Genomic DNA, 16374 nt, shown 5'->3' on the forward strand with positions numbered 1-16374 from the left:
TGAACTAGACAGCTCCACTTCACAACCGGAGGCCTTCACCTGTCAGCCCGACTCACCGCCGAAACGCGGGACAACCTCCCTGGACATCACACCTAAGCGGCTGGACTGGTCTGGGCTGGTCTCGGGGTCAGGTGTTTCTGGAGGAAGGCGAGTTCTGCCTCGACGACCTGTTCGTGGGCGTCGAGGAAGGGCGCGTAGTGGTTGCCGGGCACCTGGAGGACGTCGGCGTTCGGGGTGCTCGCGGCGGCTTTCAGCGTCGGGGCTGCCAGGGCTGACTGGTCGTCGGCGCACACGACGTACAGCATCGGGCAGCGGGCATCAGGCGCGTACTTCAGCGGACGGTAAAGCGCTGCCGGGAACACGGATCGAGCAGCGATCGACTGCTGCCACTCGGGATAGCGGTTGTCCGGGTTGAGGGTCGCGTTGCTCAGTTGGGCGTCGGGGGTGTTGAGAAGCGCCACCGTGCCGGGCGGCCCGGCGAGATCCACCAGGCGAGGTGGCCGGCCGAAGAGACCGCCGGCCAGGTCGAGCAGGCTGCGGCCGATCAGCCGGAGCGCGCTGCCGGGAGTCTGATAGCGCGAGGCGTTGCGCGTCACGGTCGGGCCGTCGACGTTGGCGGACTGGGCGATCGCGGCGGCGATCCCGAGATCTTCCGAGGCGAGCTGCACGATGTATCCGCCGGGGAGCGAGAACGCCCAGATCGCCACCCGCTCGACACCCGGAAGCGTCTTGGCACAGGCGATCGCGGCCCGCCAGTCGGCCAGCTGATCGGACACCCGGGCGACCTGCCGCGGCTCACCCGCACTCTCGCCGAAGTTCCGGTGGTCGAACGCCAGCACGCCGAACCCGGCCGCGGCGAACCGCTCCGCGAACCGGTCCGTGCCCGGCTCCTTCGTGACGCCGAAACCACCGGTCATCACCACACACCCGCCGTTGGCACCGGGGTAGTGCCAGGCCGCGCACGTGACCCCGCCACTCGTGAAGCTCACCTTCTCGCGCATAACAGAAGTGAACCACGCGGTTCGCAAAACTGTCTACGCCTGCTTCTCGCTGGCTACGCCTGCTCCTCGCGGTCGAGGGCGCGCACGAGCGCCGCGAAGCCGGCCTCGATCCCGGCCGCGTCGCCACTCGTCCGCCACTCGATCAGGAAACCGCGCAGCGTCGCGAGGATCAGCTCGGCCACCTCGGTCCTGCGTTGCTCGTCCCAGTCCTCCGGGCACAGCGACAGCAACGCCGGCAGGTACTGACGCGAGGCCGACCGGGCGAGGTCGGCGTACCGCCCGGCGTCGTACATCGCGAGGCCGATCGCCTGGTCGAGCACCCACGATTCGGTGCCGATGAGCGTCGGCCACATCGAGCGCACCCGGTCCGCCAGCGACCGGCCCTCGCCCTCACCCGCCGCGACCACGGCACGGTCGATGCGGCGCTCGCGCAACTGCAGGACTGCCTGCGTGAGCAGGTCCTCGGGCCCGTCGAAGTGGTACAGCAGGACCTTGTGCGTCGTACCGGCCGCGCGCGCCGCCCGGCGCAGCGAGAAGTCGACGAGCCCGTTGGTCCCGAGCTCGTCGGCCACCTTGTCCAGCAGTTCACGCCGCCGGGCCTCACCTCGGGGCGACTTCGCCGAGCGCCGATACCCGGCACGCTCCCCGGACGGCTCAGGTGAATCGGTCATCTCAGGTGAAGCTCGCGACGAAGTACCCGACGCCGTACGGCGCTGCCTCGTAGCGGAGATCGCCCGCCAACGGCGTCCCCGCGAGGGCTCCGGCGAGCACCTGCCACGGCGCGCGGCCGGCGGCCTGCAACTCGCCGGCCAGGTCCGGGTCGAGAGCCTCGAGGACGTCGAGATCCTTGTGCTGCAGGGCTTTCGCGACCGTGGTGTCGAAGATCTCGGCGCGCGGGTGCAGGTGCACCGGCGAGTGCTCACTGCGGCGCGCCGAACCGTCGCCCATGACCAGCAGACCGACCCGATCGTTGCCGTCGGCAATCTCCCGGCCGAGCCGGACGCACTCGTCCGGTACGGCGTCCGTCGGCACGGCCCAGTACGTACGCGGCAGCGAAGCCGCCTTCGACTGCTCGAGTAACCAGCCACCGACCGCCAGCGACAACGGCAGAACCTCCGGGCCGGCGCCGAACCGCACCCCGGGCGCCCCGTAGGCCCCGAACGAGCCACCTGCGTCGGCGCCGTAGACCCGCGGAAAGACAGGGGCGCCGGCGGGGATCGAGCCGACGACCAGGACGGTGGTCGCTGTTGCGAGCGCTTCGATCGCGGTCAGGCAGGCGGCTCGGAGCGGGTCGAGGTCGGAGGCGGCGCCGGAGGCCACCTCGGGGATCAGCAGCGGTGGGTGCGGGCAGACCGCGGCGGCAACGACGGGCACGGGTCAGGCCTCCCGGAGGTAGCGGAAGAACAGGTAGTCGTCGGAGGCAACCAGCCTCGAGCTCAGCTTCATCCGGCGGGTCAGCGTCGACGGCGGGCCGGCCGTGATGCGGCCCGATCCCGGCCCGGCCAGCAGCGGCGCCAGCGCCAGACACAGCTCGTCGACCAGGTCGGCATGGGTCAGCGCACCCAGCAGATGCGGTCCGCCCTCGGACAGGATCTGCTGCAGCCCACGCCCGGAGAACTCCTCGACGACCGCCGGCAGGTCGACCTCGGCCTCTCCCAGGACGAGCACCTCGGCGACCTCCTCCAGCGCCTCCCGCCGGTCCGGCGGCGCGGCCGCGTGCGTCACCACGATCGGCCGGACGGCGGAGCTGAACACCGGGTTGACCGGACTCAGCTCGAGCCGCGAGGACACGATCGCGAGCGTCGGGTTCTCGGCGAGCCCGGCCGCGGTCCGCCACTCGCGGGCCTTCGCGGACAGCTTGAGCGGGTTGTAGCCCTCGTCGCGGATCGTCCCGGCGCCGACCAGGACGACGTCGGCCAGTCGCCGGATCATGCTGAACACCCGGCTGTCGGAGTCGCTCGACAGCGCCTTCGACCGCCCGTCGATCTCGACCGCGCCGTCCAGGCTGCTGACGAAGTTCGCGCGCAGGTGCGGCACGCTCCGGTCCGCGACCTCGTAGACCGCGATCAGTTCCTCGTCGCTGAGCTCGTCCAGCAGCCGCATCAGGCCAGGCTCCTTCGGGTTCCGGCGGGCTGTGCCGTGCCACGCAGTACGGCGATGAAGTCGAGGGCCTGCCGGGCGGCCGGGACGTCGTGCACGCGGAACACGCGGGCGCCGAGCCAGGCGGAGACGGTGAGCGCGGCGAGAGTCCCGTTGCCGCGCTGCCCCGGCGGCAGTTCGAGGGTCTCGCCGATGAAGTCCTTGTTCGACACCGCGACCAGCACCGGCCAGCCGGTCGCCGTGAGTTCGTCCAGGCGGCGGGTCAGCTCCAGGGACTGCAGCGTGTTCTTGCCGAAGTCGTGCGTCGGGTCGATCAGGATGCCGTCCCGCCGGACGCCCGCGGCGAGCGCCCGCTCCGCGAGTGAGGTCGTCGTACGGATCACGTCCGCGACCACGTCGTCGTACGCCATCCGGTGCGGGTCGGTGCGCGGCGAGAGACCGCCGACGTGACTGCAGACCAGACCGGCACCGGCCTCGGCCGCGGCGTGCACCAGCTCGGGATCGGCGCCCGCCCAGGTGTCGTTGATCAGGTCCGCTCCGGCTGCGGCGACCTGCCGGGCGACTCGGCTGCGGTAGGTGTCCACGCTGATCACGAGCGACGGGTGGCGGGCCCGGATACCGGCCACGAAGTCCACGGTCCGGCGCAGTTCCTCGTCCTCGCTGACCGGCTCGCCGTACCCGGCCTTCACACCGCCGATGTCGACCAGGTCGGCGCCCTCGGCGACCGCCTTGTCGATCGCCGCGTACGCCGCGTCGGTCGCGTAGGTCGCGCCGCGGTCGAAGAACGAGTCCGGGGTCCGGTTGACGATCGCCATCAGCGCGAACTCGTCCACCCCGAACGACCGTTTGCCCAGCCGCAGCACTCCATCACGCACGTCCGCCACGCCACCGACTGTAACTGGCGGACCTGGGTCACTCACCAACCCCCGCGCCCTGCGCCGCTCGAGCGGGCGCGACGCGTTCAACGGCGACTTGGTGGGTGACCCAGGTCCGGGGCCACCTATCGCGCGAGCCACATATCCTATAGGATCCGTCCCGACAGACCGCCCACCGCAGCAGATCGGGTCCTCGATGCCACGATTCACCGAGTTCGAGACGTACGACGTCCGCTTCCCCACGTCGCTGGACCTGGACGGCTCCGACGCGATGAACACCGACCCGGACTACTCCGCGGCGTACGTGATCCTGCGGACCGACGCCGGGGACGGGCTGGAGGGACACGGGTTCGCGTTCACGATCGGCCGCGGCAACGACATTCAGACGACCGCGATCGAGGCGCTCCGTGACCACGTCCTCGGGCTCGACCTGGATGCCACGCTCACCAACCTCGGCGGCTTCTGGAAGTCGCTCGTGCACGACTCGCAGCTGCGCTGGCTCGGCCCCGAAAAGGGCGTCATGCACATGGCGATCGGCGCGGTCGTCAACGCGGTGTGGGACCTGGCCGCCAAGCGTGCCGGCGTCCCGCTGTGGAAGCTGCTGTCGGACCTCACGCCGGAGCAGATCGTCGACCTGGTCGACTTCCGGTACCTCACCGACGCGCTGACGCCGGAGGAGGCGCTGGACATCCTGCGCAAGGCCGAGGCCGGCCGCTCCGAGCGGGAAGCGGTCCTGCGCGAGCGCGGGTACCCGGCGTACACGACGACGCCCGGCTGGCTCGGGTACGACGACGCGAAGCTGGTCCGGCTCTGCCACGAGGCCGTCGCCGAGGGGTTCACGCAGATCAAGCTCAAGGTCGGCGCGAACCTGGACGACGACATCCGCCGGATGCGACTAGCCCGCGAGGCGGTCGGCCCGGACATTCGGATCGCGGTCGACGCGAACCAGCGCTGGGATGTCGCGGAGGCGATCCGCTGGGTCGAGGCGCTGGCGCCGTACGACGTCTGGTGGGTCGAGGAGCCGACCAGCCCGGACGACATCCTCGGGCACGCGGCCATCGCGAAGGCGATCGCGCCGATCCAGGTGGCCACCGGTGAGCACGTGCAGAACCGGGTGGTGTTCAAGCAGATGCTTCAGGCTCAGGCGCTGTCCGTGCTGCAGCTCGACTCGGCCCGCGTGGCCGGCGTCAATGAGAACGTCGCGAACCTGCTGCTGGCGGCCAAGTTCGGCGTCCCGGTGTGCCCGCACGCGGGCGGGGTAGGACTGTGTGAGTTGGTCCAGCACCTGTCGATGTTCGACTACGTCGCGGTGAGCGGATCGATGGACGACCGGGTGATCGAGTTCGTGGACCACCTGCACGAGCACTTCCTGGACCCGGTGGTGATCCGGGACGGGCAGTACGTGGCGCCGGTGCGGCCCGGGTTCGGCGCCGAGATGGATGCCGAGACGCTGACCGACTTCCGGTTCCCGGGTGGCAAGATCTGGACCGACCTGACCAAGGAGAAGAAGTGACTGATTTCGCCGGCCTCCGCGCGGTTGTCACCGGTGGCGCCTCGGGGATCGGGCTCGCGGCCGCCGAGCTGCTCGCCGCCCGCGGCGCCCAGGTGGTCGTGTTCGACCTGAAGCCGGAGGTCGCCGAGCCGCTGACCGGGATCGCCACCGACGTCACCGACGACGGCTCGGTGCGGGACGCGGTCGCGGCCGCCGCGCTGCAGCTCGGCGGGATCGACATCGTGGTGAACAACGCCGGCATCGGCGCGCAGGGCAACGTGACCGCGAACGACGACGACGAATGGCACCGCGTGCTGGACGTGAACGTGGTCGGCATCGCGCGCGTGACCCGGGCCGCGCTGCCGTACCTGCGCAAGTCGGACGCGGCCGCGATCGTCAACACCTGCTCGATCGCCGCGACCGCCGGCCTGCCGAACCGCGCGCTGTACTCGGCGAGCAAGGGCGCCGTCCTCGCGCTGACGATGGCGATGGCCGCGGACCACGTCCGCGAAGGCATCCGGGTCAACTGCGTGAACCCCGGTACGGCGGACACCCCGTGGGTCGGGCGGCTGCTCGACGTCGCGGCCGATCCGGCCGCGGAGCGTGCGGCGCTCGAGGCGCGGCAGCCGATGGGCCGGCTGGTGTCGGCCGCCGAGGTCGCGCAAGCGATCGTCTACCTGGCCAGCCCGCTCTCGGGCTCGACGACCGGTACGGCGCTCGCGGTCGACGGCGGGATGCAGAACCTGCGGCTTCCGGCGGCGCGCTGATGAAGCTCTTTCCGGACGGTCAGCGCGTCGGGCTCGGCGGTGCGCCGCTGGGCAACCTGCTCGGCGAGGTGCACGAGGCGGACGCCGTCGCCGCCGTGGACGCGGCGTGGGACGAGGGCTGGCGGTATTTCGACACCGCCCCGCACTACGGTCTCGGGCTCGCGGAGGAACGGCTCGGCCTCGGCCTGCGATCCCGGCCGCGGGACGAGTACGTGTTGTCGAGCAAGGTCGGCCGGATCATCTACGAGGCCTCCGACGCCGCCACCGACGACGAGGGCTTCGACGTCAGCACGACACGGCGCCGGCGCTGGGACTTCTCGCGCGACGGCGTCCTGCGCAGCATCGAGGACTCGCTGCGGCGGATCGGGACCGATCGGCTGGACGTGGTGTTCGTGCACGACCCGGACGACCACTTCGAGGAGGCGGTCGCGACCGCGTTCCCGACGCTGATCGAGCTGCGCGAGCAGGGCGTGATCGGCGCGATCGGCTCCGGGATGAACCAGTCGGCGATGCTGACCCGGTTCGTGCGCGAGATCGACATCGACGTGATCATGCTGGCCGGGCGCTACACGTTGATCGACCCGGACGGCCTCGACGACGTCCTGCCGGCCTGCGTGGAGAACAACGTACAGGTGGTTGCCGTGGGGGTCTTCAACTCCGGGTTGATGTCGCAGCCACGGCCCACGGCCGGGACCACGTTCAACTACGAGCCCGCGGCGCAGTCGCTGATCGACAAGGCGAACAAGCTCGCTGACATCTGCGAGTCGCACGGCACCACCCTGCCTGCAGCGGCTCTCGCGTTCCCGTTGGCACACCCAGCCGTCGCCGGCATCGCCGTCGGCTGCCGCAACGCCGAAGAGGTCCAAACCAACGCCACCCTGGCCCGCACGGAGGTCCCCGCCGGACTCTGGTCGGACCTGAAGTCGGCCGGCCTTCTCCGCGAGGACGCACCTACTCCGTAGGGGTTGTGCGGGAGGCCAGGTGTAGGGCCAGCCGTTCATCCGGGTTGGTGAGGTCGACGCCCAGGAGGTGCTGGATCTTGGCGATCCGGGCGGCGGCGGTGTTGCGGTGGATGCCAAGCACCGCGGCTGTTTCGGCCACGGAGGATTCTGTGTCCAGGTAGACAGCCAGTGTGCTGACGAGGTCTCCGGGCTGGTCCTTGATCGGAGCCAGCAGGGCCCGCGCGGCGGGCTGGAACGTGTCGGTGCGGGTCCAGGCCAGCAGCAGTTGCGCCAAGCCCAACCGGTCCACGTGCAGGAAACGGCCGGTCTCGGCCCGGCCGCGCGCCAAACCGGCCGCATCGCCCGCTTCGGCAAGGGTCGTGGCGATTCCGCTCGGCCCCGGCTGCACCCGCCCGACGCCGACGTACGCGTCCACGGTCTGCAGCAGTCGCCGCTGGACCCGCCGGATCGCGGCGGCCTGCTGCTGCACCTCGGTTGCCGTCGGCTCCCGGACAGCGGTGATCCACGCGGACCAGCCGTCGCCCTGCTCCACCACAACAGCCCGTAGCCCTTCGGCGTCGAACGCCTCCACCACATCGGCTCGCCGACCGGCGACGTCAACTTGTCCCTCGGCCCCGATCCGGATCCCGGTGTGCCAGCCGTCGAGCTGCCAGCCGAGATCCACCGCACGCCGCCGCGTCGCCTCCGATGGCTCGCCGTGGAGCAGCTCACCGAGCAACGACGTCCGCTGACGGGCGTCCCGCTCCAGCTCCAGCCTTCTGAGCGCCATACGCTCACCGACCGCCGGTGCGACGACGCTGAGCACGTCAGGCACGGCGGCGACCTCGGCCGGCACCGCACCCGGCAGCCGCGCCACCAGCCAGCACACCGGCCCGACGCCGAGCACAGCAACCGCAAGCAGTACGGCGCCGCTGGGGAGGTCGACGCGGTACGGCGCGGCCCATGCCACAGGCACGCGTGGCAGGGCCGTCGCCAGCGCCGTACGTTCGTCCGGCTCCAACGGCTCACCGGCCAGCGTGCCGCCGTCAGCTCCCGCCAACGTGACCGGCCGGTCCAGTACGTCGGCCGTGGTCCGCAGTACCGCGTTGAGGTCGCCGCCGGCGCGCCGGAGCGCCGAGACAGCTCGCAGTACCAAGTCCGACCGGAGCACCTCCGGCTCTGCTGTCACGCGGCGCAGGTACTCGTGCGCTGCCAGCGGGTCCGGGCAGCCAAGCACGGGCAGCTGCAGCCGCTCCGCCAGGAGCTGCGCACCGCGCCCCAAAGGCTCCGCACCCGCAAGCAGCAACGCACCCGCGCCGGCGGCCGACGCCCTGCTGATCAGTGCGTCGATCCGCCAGTCCGCGTGATCATCTGCCAGCAGTACGACGAGCAACCGTCCGTCCAGCTGCTCCGGATGCGCGGAGACCTCCAGCACCACCTGGGAACCCGTCAGACGAGGCTCCCGGATCGCCGTGGCGGCGAGGACGACCACGTCGTTCCAGCCCGGCGAGCTGAGCATCGCGGCCAGCGTCGGCGCCAGGTCTGTCATGACGCTTCCAGCAGCTGCGGCGGACACGACAGCCCGAACGCCTGCGGGCCGACGTGGGCGAGCCGGTCGGGCCGCCGCCACCAGGCAGGCCCTGGCAACGCCACCACCACAACCTCGTCGCCGGTGCGGATGGCGTCCACCGCGATCGGCTGGAGCGTCCGGCGATCGAGCACGCAGAGCAGGTCCGGTGTGGTGACGACCGGTGTGCCGTCGACCAGCGCGAGCAGGTACTCGTTCTCGGTCTCGATCCGGATGACCGCGCGGCTGCCGGCATCGACCATGCATATGCTGCCGCGACCGAAGGCGGCACCGCCGTCGGCGATGAGATGACGGGCGACCTCCTCGACCCGCCCGGCACCGACCAGCCGTCCACCGAGACCCGCGGCAACCGCAGCGGGCGTGGCATCGGAGTCGAGGGCGGCATGGGCTCGTCCGAGTGCCAAGGCCCGGGTCAGACTCCCCTGTACGGCGTCCGCGGTCGCGGCCCCCACCGCTGTCGGTGCCAGCGCGAGCACGGCCCACCCTCCGGTGTGGGCGACGAAGCTGCGCACGGCGCGTTCGAGACCGGCGGCGTCGACGTTGTCCACGACGATCACCTGACCGCTCGGCTCACTGAGTGCACACGGAGTCAGCGAGCGGCCCGCGACTGCCCACGAGAACTGATCGAGCCGCGGCAGTGCCCGCCCCATCAGGTCCGCGTCGACGACCGGGAGGCCAAGGTCCAGGGCGGCGATCAACGGCGTCAGCCCATTCAGCCCACCCGCTTCGAGCGGCATCAGCCCGGTGACCTCGGTACCCGTCCACCGGCTGACAGCCCGCACCGCAGCGTCGAACTCACCACCGCCCGGCAGCTTCTCCATCAGCACACTGGTCGCTCCCACCACGCCGATCGGACTCACCGAGGCATCAGGCAGATCCGCGGCGTCCCGCAGCACCAACTCCCCCGCACCGAGCCGCCGGCGCAGCATCCGGCCGAACGCGCGCGTGTCACCCCCACCACCGGAGCCGAGCAGCGTCACCCCGACAACGAGCGCCGTCAGATCCCGCTCCCGCACGACCGTGCTCATGCGCCGATCCTGCCACCGGCGGACCTGCAGCACTCAGCAAACGCGCGAAATCGGCCGTGCGGATCACGGGCTGAGCGTGCCGGGCCGACGGACCGCGAGGTTGGTGAATGCTGGACGTCCGGTGGAACCCCGGCCCGCCGCGGAGGGGTCAGCACGGCGGGCCGAGGGTCAGAGGGCGAGCGCCTCCGCGCGGCGCTCGACAGGGCTGAACGTGACGTCCAGCCCGAAGCAGGACGGCCCGAACACGGCCAGGGCCTCGGGGGTGCGCATCAGCTCCGGAGTGGAGATGCCGACCACGGTGACGCGCTGGCCGTAGCGCAGACCCTCGGTGGTGATCGGCTCCGCGGTGTCCGCCTCCAGCACGCAGATCAGGTCCGGCACCGTGCACACCACCTCGCCGTCGACTTCGGCGACCAGGTTCTCGTTCTGGAAGCGCAGCTCGAGCCGCGATGCCCCGTCGTACGACGTGAAGCGGGCCCGTCCACGCGCGAAGCCCTCGACGGTACGGCGCTCCACGTCGACGACCTTCCCGCGGAACAGCACCCGCAGGTGGTTGTAGAGCGTCGGGGCAAGTGCTGCTCTCACCGCCTCGATCGGGTCTTCGTGCGCCGCCCGCGCCTCCCGGACCGCCCGGCCGATCGACAGCCCGAGCGAAAGCGTCCGCGGTACGGCGGTCCGCTTCACCTCGGCGCCCGTCATCGAGTACTCCGCGATGTGCGCGACGCCGCCGAGCCGGATGGTGATGCCGCGCGCCAGCCACTCCATCTGCTGGTTGTCATGGCCGGTGTCGATCACCACGGTCTCGTCGTGCTCCCCGGCGATCGCCATCGGCGACCCCGGGACGCCGTACACCGAGAACGTCTCCATCTGCAGCTCGGGGAACGCGCGCCCCATCCCGTCCGCGTCGACCACCGGCAACCCGGTGCGGGCGGCGACCAGCAACGGGATCATCGAGTTGATACCGCCGCACTCGATCGGCATCGTCGCGTCGGCGCGCTTGCCCAGGTGCTTCTCCAGCGCGCGCAGCGCACCGACCGGTTCGCTGCCGCGCGGGATCTTCTCGACGATGACGGTCGGCGCGCCCATCTGCGCGGTCGGGATCACGAACGCGTCGTCGGCCAGCTCGTCCGGGTCGAGAACGGTGATCGGGCCGTGCTCGCGGATCGCCTGCTCGACGAGCAGCCGCCCGATCAGCGGGTCGCCGCCACCGCCGGTCCCGAGGATCGCGGCCCCGCGGGCGAGATCCCGCAGGTGCTCGACACCCAGCTGCCAGCTCATACGGCCTCCAGCGCGCGGATCGGGTCAAGGTCGTAGCCGAAGTACCGCGGACCGACCAGCTCGATGCCCTCCGGGGAGTGCCAGCGTTCGTCGGCCGGGGCCGCGAGCACGCTGACCCGGTGGCCGTAGCGCAGCGCCTCGGTGGTGATCGGCTCGCCGGACTCGGAGTCCAGCACGATGATCAGGTCCGGCGTCGTCGCCACCGCCGTACCGTCGAGCTCCGCGACCAGGTGCTCGTTCTGGAAGCGCAGCACCAGCAGCCGGCCGTGCGAGGCGTCCAGTCCGTCGACAGCCGCGTCACCGCGCGCGAAGCCGGTCGTCGTACGGCGTTGCACGTCGACGACCTTGCCCACGTGCAGGAGCCGGCCGCCCAGCTCGTCCACCACCGCCGCGACCGGATCGGTGTGCGCCCGCTGTGCCTGCTCGATCGCACGCCCGATCGTCACGCACTTGCTCAGCGTGCCGGCGACGAACGATCCGCGGACGTCCGCGCCGGTCATCGCGTACAGCGACACGATCGCGGAGCAGCCCATGTCGACGGTCGCCGAGCGGGCCAGCCGTTCGGCCCACTCGTTGCTGATCGTGTCGAAGACGCCGCGGTTGCCCTTCTCGTCCACGATCGACATCGGCGTCGCCTCGATCCCGGCCAGCGTCGGCAGCACCATTTGCAACTCGGGGAACGCGCGGCCCATCCCGTCGCCGTCGACCAGCGGCAGCCCGAGCTGCGCGGCCGCGATCACCGGGACGGTCGAGTTGACCCCGCCGGCCTCGATACAGGCCAGGTGGGTCGGCGTCTTCCCGACGTACTTCGCCAGGGTCTGCACGGCGACCGAGATCTGGTCCGCCGACGGCAGTTTCTCCACCATCACCGTCGGCGCGCCCATCATCGCCACCGGCAGTACGCAGGCGTCGTCGGGAAGGTCGCCGACGGCAACGATCTCCACAGGCCCGTGCTCCCGCAACGCCTGCTGTGCCAGCAACCGCCCGATGTGCGGATCCCCGCCCCCGCCGGTACCGAGCACGGCAGCGCCCCGGGCCAACGCGCCCAGATCCTCGGCCCGCAGCTTCATCGCCACCACTCCATTCCGGACCCCAGGCCCATCACAATCACGGGTCCGGCCGCGCGTCCCGCGGGAGTGCTCGGGCACCGCACGATGGTGATGGCCTGCAGATCCGCCCTCATCGGGTCTCCCCCAGACGGAGGTCGCCGACCGCCTTGCAGCGGATGCGGGTGGCGTTGCCGGGCAGGTACGGGATCGGGACCTCGTCGAAATCGACGATCCGTACGGCGGCCGGGTCGGCGCCGGCCGCGATCGCGCGGTCGACCGCCTCCTGCCGCGCCTCGTCCACCACGGCGTCCCGGCGGCCCGGGTCGATCGCGTACACCCGGTCGACCTCGCCGCCGACCTGCGCGATCGCGGCGCCGATCGCGTTCGCGACCGCGAAGTTGTCCGGCCGGTGCACGGCGAGGCTCCCCGGCAGGTCGTCCGGGAGCAGGATCGAGCCGCCGCCGACCGCCACCACCGGCAACGGGTCCGGCGACGTCCGCATCCGCTCGACCGCGTCCGCGATGTCCGCCGCGACCCGGGCGAGCGCGGCCTTCACCAGCGTCGGGTCGAGATCGGCGACCGCGCTCGAGTCCCCGACTTCGGCGCGCCCGGCCGCGACCGCGATGTCCGTCGCGGTCACCGTCCGGCCGCCGAAGACCAGCGCCTCCTCGGTCAGCCGGTACCCCACCGACCGCGGTCCGACCGTCACCTGGTCGCCGCCGTCGGCCACCAAGCTGCCGCCGCCGATCCCGATGCTGAGCACGTCGGGCATCCGGAAGTTGGTCCGGACGCCGGCCACGTCGACCTCGGTCGTCGCCTCCCGCGGGAAGCCATGCGTCAGGACACCCACGTCACTCGTCGTACCGCCGACGTCGACGACCGCGCACGTGTCGAGACCGGACAGCAGCGCGGCGCCGCGCATCGAGTTGGTCGGCCCGGACGCGAACGTGGCCACCGGGTACCGGCGGGCGAAGTCGACGTCCATCAGCGTGCCGTCGTTCTGGCTCAGGTACAGCGGCGCCGAGATGCCGTGACCCGCGACGGCGCTGGCCAGTCCGTCGACGATCGAAGCGGCCAGCTCGCGCAGCGCCGCGTTGATGATGGTCGCGTTCTCCCGCTCCAGCAGGCCGATCCGGCCGATCTCGTGCGACAGCGAGATCGCCACGTCGTCGCCGAGCTCGGACCGCAGGATCTCCGCCGCGCGCAGCTCGAACTCGTTGCTGACCGGCGAGAACACCGACGAGATCGCCACCGACCGGACGCCGTGACTCAGCATGTCGCCCGCGTGCCGGCGCAGCTCGTCCTCGTCCAGCTCGGCGATGTGCCGGCCGTCGAACTCGTGACCGCCGTGCGCCAGGTAGCTGCGGCCGCTGATCGCCTCGACCAGCCGCTCGGGCCAGTCGACCAGCGGCGGCAGCGACGCGGTGGCGGGCAGCCCGAGCCGCAGCGCCGCGGTCGGCGCCAGCCGCCTGGCCTCGACCAGCGCGTTGATGAAGTGGGTGGTGCCGATCATCACGGCCTGCACCTGTGCGGGGTCGAAGGATCGCTCCGCCTGCAGCCGGTCCAGCGTGTCGATGATGCCGGCGGTCACGTCCGCACTCGTCGCGGACTTGTTGGCCGCCAGCACGGTGGTGCCGTCCAGCAGCACGGCGTCGGTGTTGGTACCACCGACATCGATACCGATGCGCATCTGCGATTCCTCTCAGCTTGTCGCGGGTACGGCGGTGGCGGTGGCGGGCTCGCTGTCCATCGTGCGGCTGGTGCCGATGCCGCGGATCAGGCCGAGCTTGCCGGCGACGACGTACGCCAGGAAGCCGACCACGAGCGAGTTGATGCTCGGCAGGCCCCACGCGACGTACTTGCCGATCAGCGCGGCGCCGATCCAGATCACGATCGTGGCCGGCACCCAGGTCGGCGCGGTCGCGGGCAGCGCGCCGCTCGCCCGAGAGGCGTCCAGGTCGGGGCGCCAGCGCTTCACCACGAAGTACTCCGCGACCATGATCCCGGCGATCGGCGGGAACGCGACCCCGAGCAGGATGAGGAAGTCGGTGAACTTGTCCAGGATCCCGCCGGCCGCGAGCACGCTGCCGAGCACACCGACGACGAGCGTGACGGCGGCCCGGTTGACACGCCGGCCGAAGACGGTGCCGATGAAGTTCACGACGCCGAGGCCGGAGCTGTAGAGGTTCCAGTCGTTGATCTTGATCGTGCCGAGGATGATCACCAGCGTGCCGACCCAGCCGACCGACGAGGTGACGATGGTGACCACGTTCGCCGAGCCGATCGCGTGCGCCAGCAGGACGCCGACCAGACCGATCACGTACTCGCCGAGGGTGATGCCGAGCACGGTCTGTTTGACCACGTCGCCGACCGTCCGGTTGTAGCGGGTCATGTCCGGCGTGATCACCGCTCCGACGATGAATCCGCCGGCGACCAGCGTCGTACCCTCCAGCAGACTCAGGTGCGGACCGGCCGGTGCGGCGTTGACCAGCGAGCCGAGGCTGTGGTCGGACAGTTCACTGATGATCGACCAGCCGACCAGCAGCAAGAAGGCCGGGACGGTCACGTAAGCGACCCAGGCCATCGAGTGGAAGCCCCGCAGGACGACGAGCGTCACCGCGAGACCGAACACGAGCGACCAGCCCCACGTCGGGAGGACGCCGATCAGCTGGCTCAGCCCGGCCGCGGACACCGCGGACTGGATCCCGAACCAGCCGATCAGGCTGATCCCGATCGCCAGCCCGATCAGCGACGAGCCGGCCTGGCCGAAGCCGGTCCAGCGCGCGATCACCGACGTCTGCAGGCCCTCGCGGGTGCCGATCACGCCGATCAGGATCGCCACCAGCTCGAGGATCACCGCGCCGAGCGTGAGCGCCCAGAACGCGTCCCAGAAACTCATGCCGAACCCGAGCGTCGCGCCGAGCAGGAACTGGCTGAGCGCCGAGATCTGCCCGAACCGCTGGGTCGCGACCGACCACCAGGAGTACCGCGCGTGCTCGGGGACCCGGGCGAGCGCGTAGTCGTCCGCACCTACAGATGTACCGGCCATCGAAACCTCCAGCCCTGGGATTTCACCGAACGTACGACGGACATCTCTGGTACTCACCGTGGAGAATGCACACCCCGCGGGCGCTGACTGTGCAACCGGCCCACCTCGCTACCCTTGTCGCGATGGCCGGTCGCATGCTGCGGTTGCTCGGCGTACTCACAGTAGTCGCCGGCGTTTTCGCCATGCACGGCTTGACCTCTCACCACGACCCGATGACGGCGATGCCCGGGCCGGCCATGACGCACACCGCATCGCCGGTGCTGGACGCTGACCTGGCTGCGGTCCACGTCGCTCCGGCTGACGAGGCGCATGGCATGGGCGGGGCCTGCATGGCTGTGCTCACCGGGCTGGTGCTGGTGCTCGCGCTACTGCTGGGTCTGCGGAGCCTGCTGGCCTGGCGGGTGGTCCGCACGCCCTTCGCGGTGGCGCGGCGCGTGGTGGGTGAACGGTTCTCGCTCCGGCTGACGCCGTCGTCGTTGGGTGTACTGCGCATATAGGCCGACGTGCGCCTACTTCCGCCGTACCCACTTTGTCTCGACGAACCAAGGAATGTGATGACGCACGTCTACCGCACGACCGCGGCCTCGGCCGCCCTCCTCACCGCAGTCTTCGGCCTGGCCGGCTGCGGCGAGCCGACCCCGGCGACCAGCCCGAGCAGCGCCCCGGCGACCGCGTTCAACGACGCGGATGTCGCGTTCGCGACACAGATGATCCCGCACCACCAGCAGGCCGTGACGATGGCCGACCTGGCGTTGCGGAAGGCCACGACCGCGGAGGTCAAGACCCTCGCGACCGCGATCAAGGCCGCCCAGTCACCGGAGATCGAGCAACTGTCCGGGTGGCTGAAGGGCTGGGGCAAGCCGGTGCCGACGCCGGGCGAGCATGCAGGTCACACCATGACCGGCATGATGAGCCCTCAGGAGATGGACGACCTCGACCGAGCGACCGGCAGCATGTTCGACCGTCTGTGGGTCGACATGATGATCAAGCACCACCAAGGCGCGATCACGATGGCCAAGACCGAACAGACCACCGGCCAGGACGGCGCGCCGATCGCCCTCGCCAAGAAGATCCAAACCGCCCAGACCACGGAAATCGCCACCATGCAGCGGCTCCTGGGACGGCTCCCCGCCGCCTGACGCACCGGCCTGGCTGATTGGTTGGACTGAGACAGGGGGCCGGGTCGCCGAGCGTGGCCCGGCCCCT

At 71.0% G+C, this 16374-nt stretch carries 16 protein-coding genes; 5 read left to right on the forward strand and 11 right to left on the reverse strand.

Features of this window, described 5'->3' with window-relative positions:
* Nucleotides 1-92 precede the first annotated feature (92 nt).
* From AB0I12_RS05875 to folP, 5 genes are read right to left on the reverse strand one after another with little or no spacing between them, the layout of a single operon-like run.
* Nucleotides 93-1001 (reverse strand): alpha/beta fold hydrolase, encoded by a 909-nt coding sequence (locus tag AB0I12_RS05875; RefSeq protein WP_359925163.1) that lies wholly within the window; start codon nt 999-1001, stop codon nt 93-95.
* A gap of 53 nt (nt 1002-1054) precedes the next feature.
* Nucleotides 1055-1672 carry a TetR/AcrR family transcriptional regulator gene (locus tag AB0I12_RS05880; RefSeq protein ID WP_359925166.1) on the reverse strand — a complete coding sequence of 206 codons (618 nt, stop codon included), beginning with the start codon at nt 1670-1672 and terminating at the stop codon, nt 1055-1057.
* Between the two features lies 1 nt (nt 1673).
* Complete coding sequence (locus AB0I12_RS05885) at nt 1674-2375, reverse strand: class III extradiol dioxygenase subunit B-like domain-containing protein (RefSeq protein WP_359925168.1); 702 nt, start codon at nt 2373-2375, stop codon at nt 1674-1676.
* Nucleotides 2376-2378: 3 nt separating this feature from the next.
* A complete protein-coding gene (locus tag AB0I12_RS05890; protein ID WP_359925170.1) occupies nt 2379-3104 on the reverse strand; it encodes a pyrimidine reductase family protein in 726 nt (241 codons plus the stop codon).
* Entirely contained in the window at nt 3104-3985 is an 882-nt protein-coding gene (gene folP / locus AB0I12_RS05895) for a dihydropteroate synthase (protein ID WP_359925171.1), read from the reverse strand. The genes AB0I12_RS05890 and folP overlap by 1 nt, the downstream gene beginning before the upstream one ends.
* A gap of 187 nt (nt 3986-4172) precedes the next feature.
* Between folP and AB0I12_RS05900 the strand changes: the two genes are divergently transcribed.
* Genes AB0I12_RS05900 through AB0I12_RS05910 form a run of 3 tightly spaced genes read left to right on the forward strand, consistent with a single transcriptional unit; the run spans nt 4173 to nt 7197 of the window.
* Nucleotides 4173-5489, forward strand: a complete 1317-nt coding sequence (locus AB0I12_RS05900) for an L-fuconate dehydratase (RefSeq protein WP_359925174.1) — start codon at nt 4173-4175, stop codon at nt 5487-5489.
* Nucleotides 5486-6235 (forward strand): SDR family oxidoreductase, encoded by a 750-nt coding sequence (locus AB0I12_RS05905; RefSeq protein WP_359925177.1) that lies wholly within the window; start codon nt 5486-5488, stop codon nt 6233-6235. The genes AB0I12_RS05900 and AB0I12_RS05905 overlap by 4 nt, the downstream gene beginning before the upstream one ends.
* Nucleotides 6235-7197 (forward strand): aldo/keto reductase, encoded by a 963-nt coding sequence (locus AB0I12_RS05910; protein WP_359925179.1) that lies wholly within the window; start codon nt 6235-6237, stop codon nt 7195-7197. The genes AB0I12_RS05905 and AB0I12_RS05910 overlap by 1 nt, the downstream gene beginning before the upstream one ends.
* Here the strand turns inward: AB0I12_RS05910 and AB0I12_RS05915 are convergent.
* The 6 genes from AB0I12_RS05915 to AB0I12_RS05940 all read right to left on the reverse strand — a co-directional run bounded on the left by AB0I12_RS05915 (nt 7187) and on the right by AB0I12_RS05940 (nt 15168).
* A complete protein-coding gene (locus AB0I12_RS05915; protein WP_359925182.1) occupies nt 7187-8725 on the reverse strand; it encodes a helix-turn-helix domain-containing protein in 1539 nt (512 codons plus the stop codon). The two genes, AB0I12_RS05910 and AB0I12_RS05915, sit on opposite strands and share 11 nt — an antisense overlap.
* Nucleotides 8722-9792 carry a DUF917 domain-containing protein gene (locus AB0I12_RS05920; protein ID WP_359925184.1) on the reverse strand — a complete coding sequence of 357 codons (1071 nt, stop codon included), beginning with the start codon at nt 9790-9792 and terminating at the stop codon, nt 8722-8724. Before AB0I12_RS05920 ends, AB0I12_RS05915 begins: the two co-directional genes overlap by 4 nt.
* A 168-nt stretch (nt 9793-9960) precedes the next feature.
* Nucleotides 9961-11070 (reverse strand): DUF917 domain-containing protein, encoded by a 1110-nt coding sequence (locus AB0I12_RS05925; protein ID WP_359925187.1) that lies wholly within the window; start codon nt 11068-11070, stop codon nt 9961-9963.
* A complete protein-coding gene (locus tag AB0I12_RS05930; RefSeq protein WP_359925190.1) occupies nt 11067-12140 on the reverse strand; it encodes a DUF917 domain-containing protein in 1074 nt (357 codons plus the stop codon). The genes AB0I12_RS05925 and AB0I12_RS05930 overlap by 4 nt, the downstream gene beginning before the upstream one ends.
* Before the next feature lie 109 nt (nt 12141-12249).
* On the reverse strand, nt 12250-13809 hold the full coding sequence (locus AB0I12_RS05935; RefSeq protein ID WP_359925192.1) for a hydantoinase/oxoprolinase family protein: 1560 nt from the start codon (nt 13807-13809) through the stop codon (nt 12250-12252).
* Between the two features lie 12 nt (nt 13810-13821).
* Complete coding sequence (locus AB0I12_RS05940) at nt 13822-15168, reverse strand: cytosine permease (RefSeq protein WP_359925194.1); 1347 nt, start codon at nt 15166-15168, stop codon at nt 13822-13824.
* Between the two features lie 122 nt (nt 15169-15290).
* Here AB0I12_RS05940 and AB0I12_RS05945 point away from each other — a divergent pair, with 122 nt between their 5' ends.
* Both AB0I12_RS05945 and AB0I12_RS05950 read left to right on the forward strand, forming a co-directional pair.
* Complete coding sequence (locus AB0I12_RS05945; RefSeq protein ID WP_359925197.1) at nt 15291-15665, forward strand: hypothetical protein; 375 nt, start codon at nt 15291-15293, stop codon at nt 15663-15665.
* Between the two features lie 57 nt (nt 15666-15722).
* Nucleotides 15723-16307, forward strand: a complete 585-nt coding sequence (locus tag AB0I12_RS05950; protein ID WP_359925200.1) for a DUF305 domain-containing protein — start codon at nt 15723-15725, stop codon at nt 16305-16307.
* The last annotated feature ends 67 nt before the right edge of the window (nt 16308-16374 follow it).

This window comes from Kribbella sp. NPDC050459 (genome assembly GCF_040655315.1).
In the GTDB taxonomy this organism is placed as follows: domain Bacteria; phylum Actinomycetota; class Actinomycetes; order Propionibacteriales; family Kribbellaceae; genus Kribbella.

What these genes read in the sequence shown, in the direction of transcription:
- AB0I12_RS05900 (WP_359925174.1), top strand. Translation starts at nt 4,173, where the DNA reads ATGCCACGATTCACCGAGTTCGAGACGTACGACGTCCGCTTCCCCACG.
- AB0I12_RS05890 (WP_359925170.1), bottom strand. Translation starts at nt 3,104, where the DNA reads ATGCGGCTGCTGGACGAGCTCAGCGACGAGGAACTGATCGCGGTCTAC.
- AB0I12_RS05940 (WP_359925194.1), bottom strand. Translation starts at nt 15,168, where the DNA reads ATGGCCGGTACATCTGTAGGTGCGGACGACTACGCGCTCGCCCGGGTC.
- AB0I12_RS05925 (WP_359925187.1), bottom strand. Translation starts at nt 11,070, where the DNA reads ATGAGCTGGCAGCTGGGTGTCGAGCACCTGCGGGATCTCGCCCGCGGG.
- AB0I12_RS05880 (WP_359925166.1), bottom strand. Translation starts at nt 1,672, where the DNA reads ATGACCGATTCACCTGAGCCGTCCGGGGAGCGTGCCGGGTATCGGCGC.
- AB0I12_RS05935 (WP_359925192.1), bottom strand. Translation starts at nt 13,809, where the DNA reads ATGCGCATCGGTATCGATGTCGGTGGTACCAACACCGACGCCGTGCTG.
- AB0I12_RS05875 (WP_359925163.1), bottom strand. Translation starts at nt 1,001, where the DNA reads ATGCGCGAGAAGGTGAGCTTCACGAGTGGCGGGGTCACGTGCGCGGCC.
- AB0I12_RS05930 (WP_359925190.1), bottom strand. Translation starts at nt 12,140, where the DNA reads ATGAAGCTGCGGGCCGAGGATCTGGGCGCGTTGGCCCGGGGCGCTGCC.
- AB0I12_RS05950 (WP_359925200.1), top strand. Translation starts at nt 15,723, where the DNA reads ATGACGCACGTCTACCGCACGACCGCGGCCTCGGCCGCCCTCCTCACC.
- AB0I12_RS05915 (WP_359925182.1), bottom strand. Translation starts at nt 8,725, where the DNA reads ATGACAGACCTGGCGCCGACGCTGGCCGCGATGCTCAGCTCGCCGGGC.
- AB0I12_RS05910 (WP_359925179.1), top strand. Translation starts at nt 6,235, where the DNA reads ATGAAGCTCTTTCCGGACGGTCAGCGCGTCGGGCTCGGCGGTGCGCCG.
- AB0I12_RS05945 (WP_359925197.1), top strand. Translation starts at nt 15,291, where the DNA reads ATGGCCGGTCGCATGCTGCGGTTGCTCGGCGTACTCACAGTAGTCGCC.
- AB0I12_RS05920 (WP_359925184.1), bottom strand. Translation starts at nt 9,792, where the DNA reads ATGAGCACGGTCGTGCGGGAGCGGGATCTGACGGCGCTCGTTGTCGGG.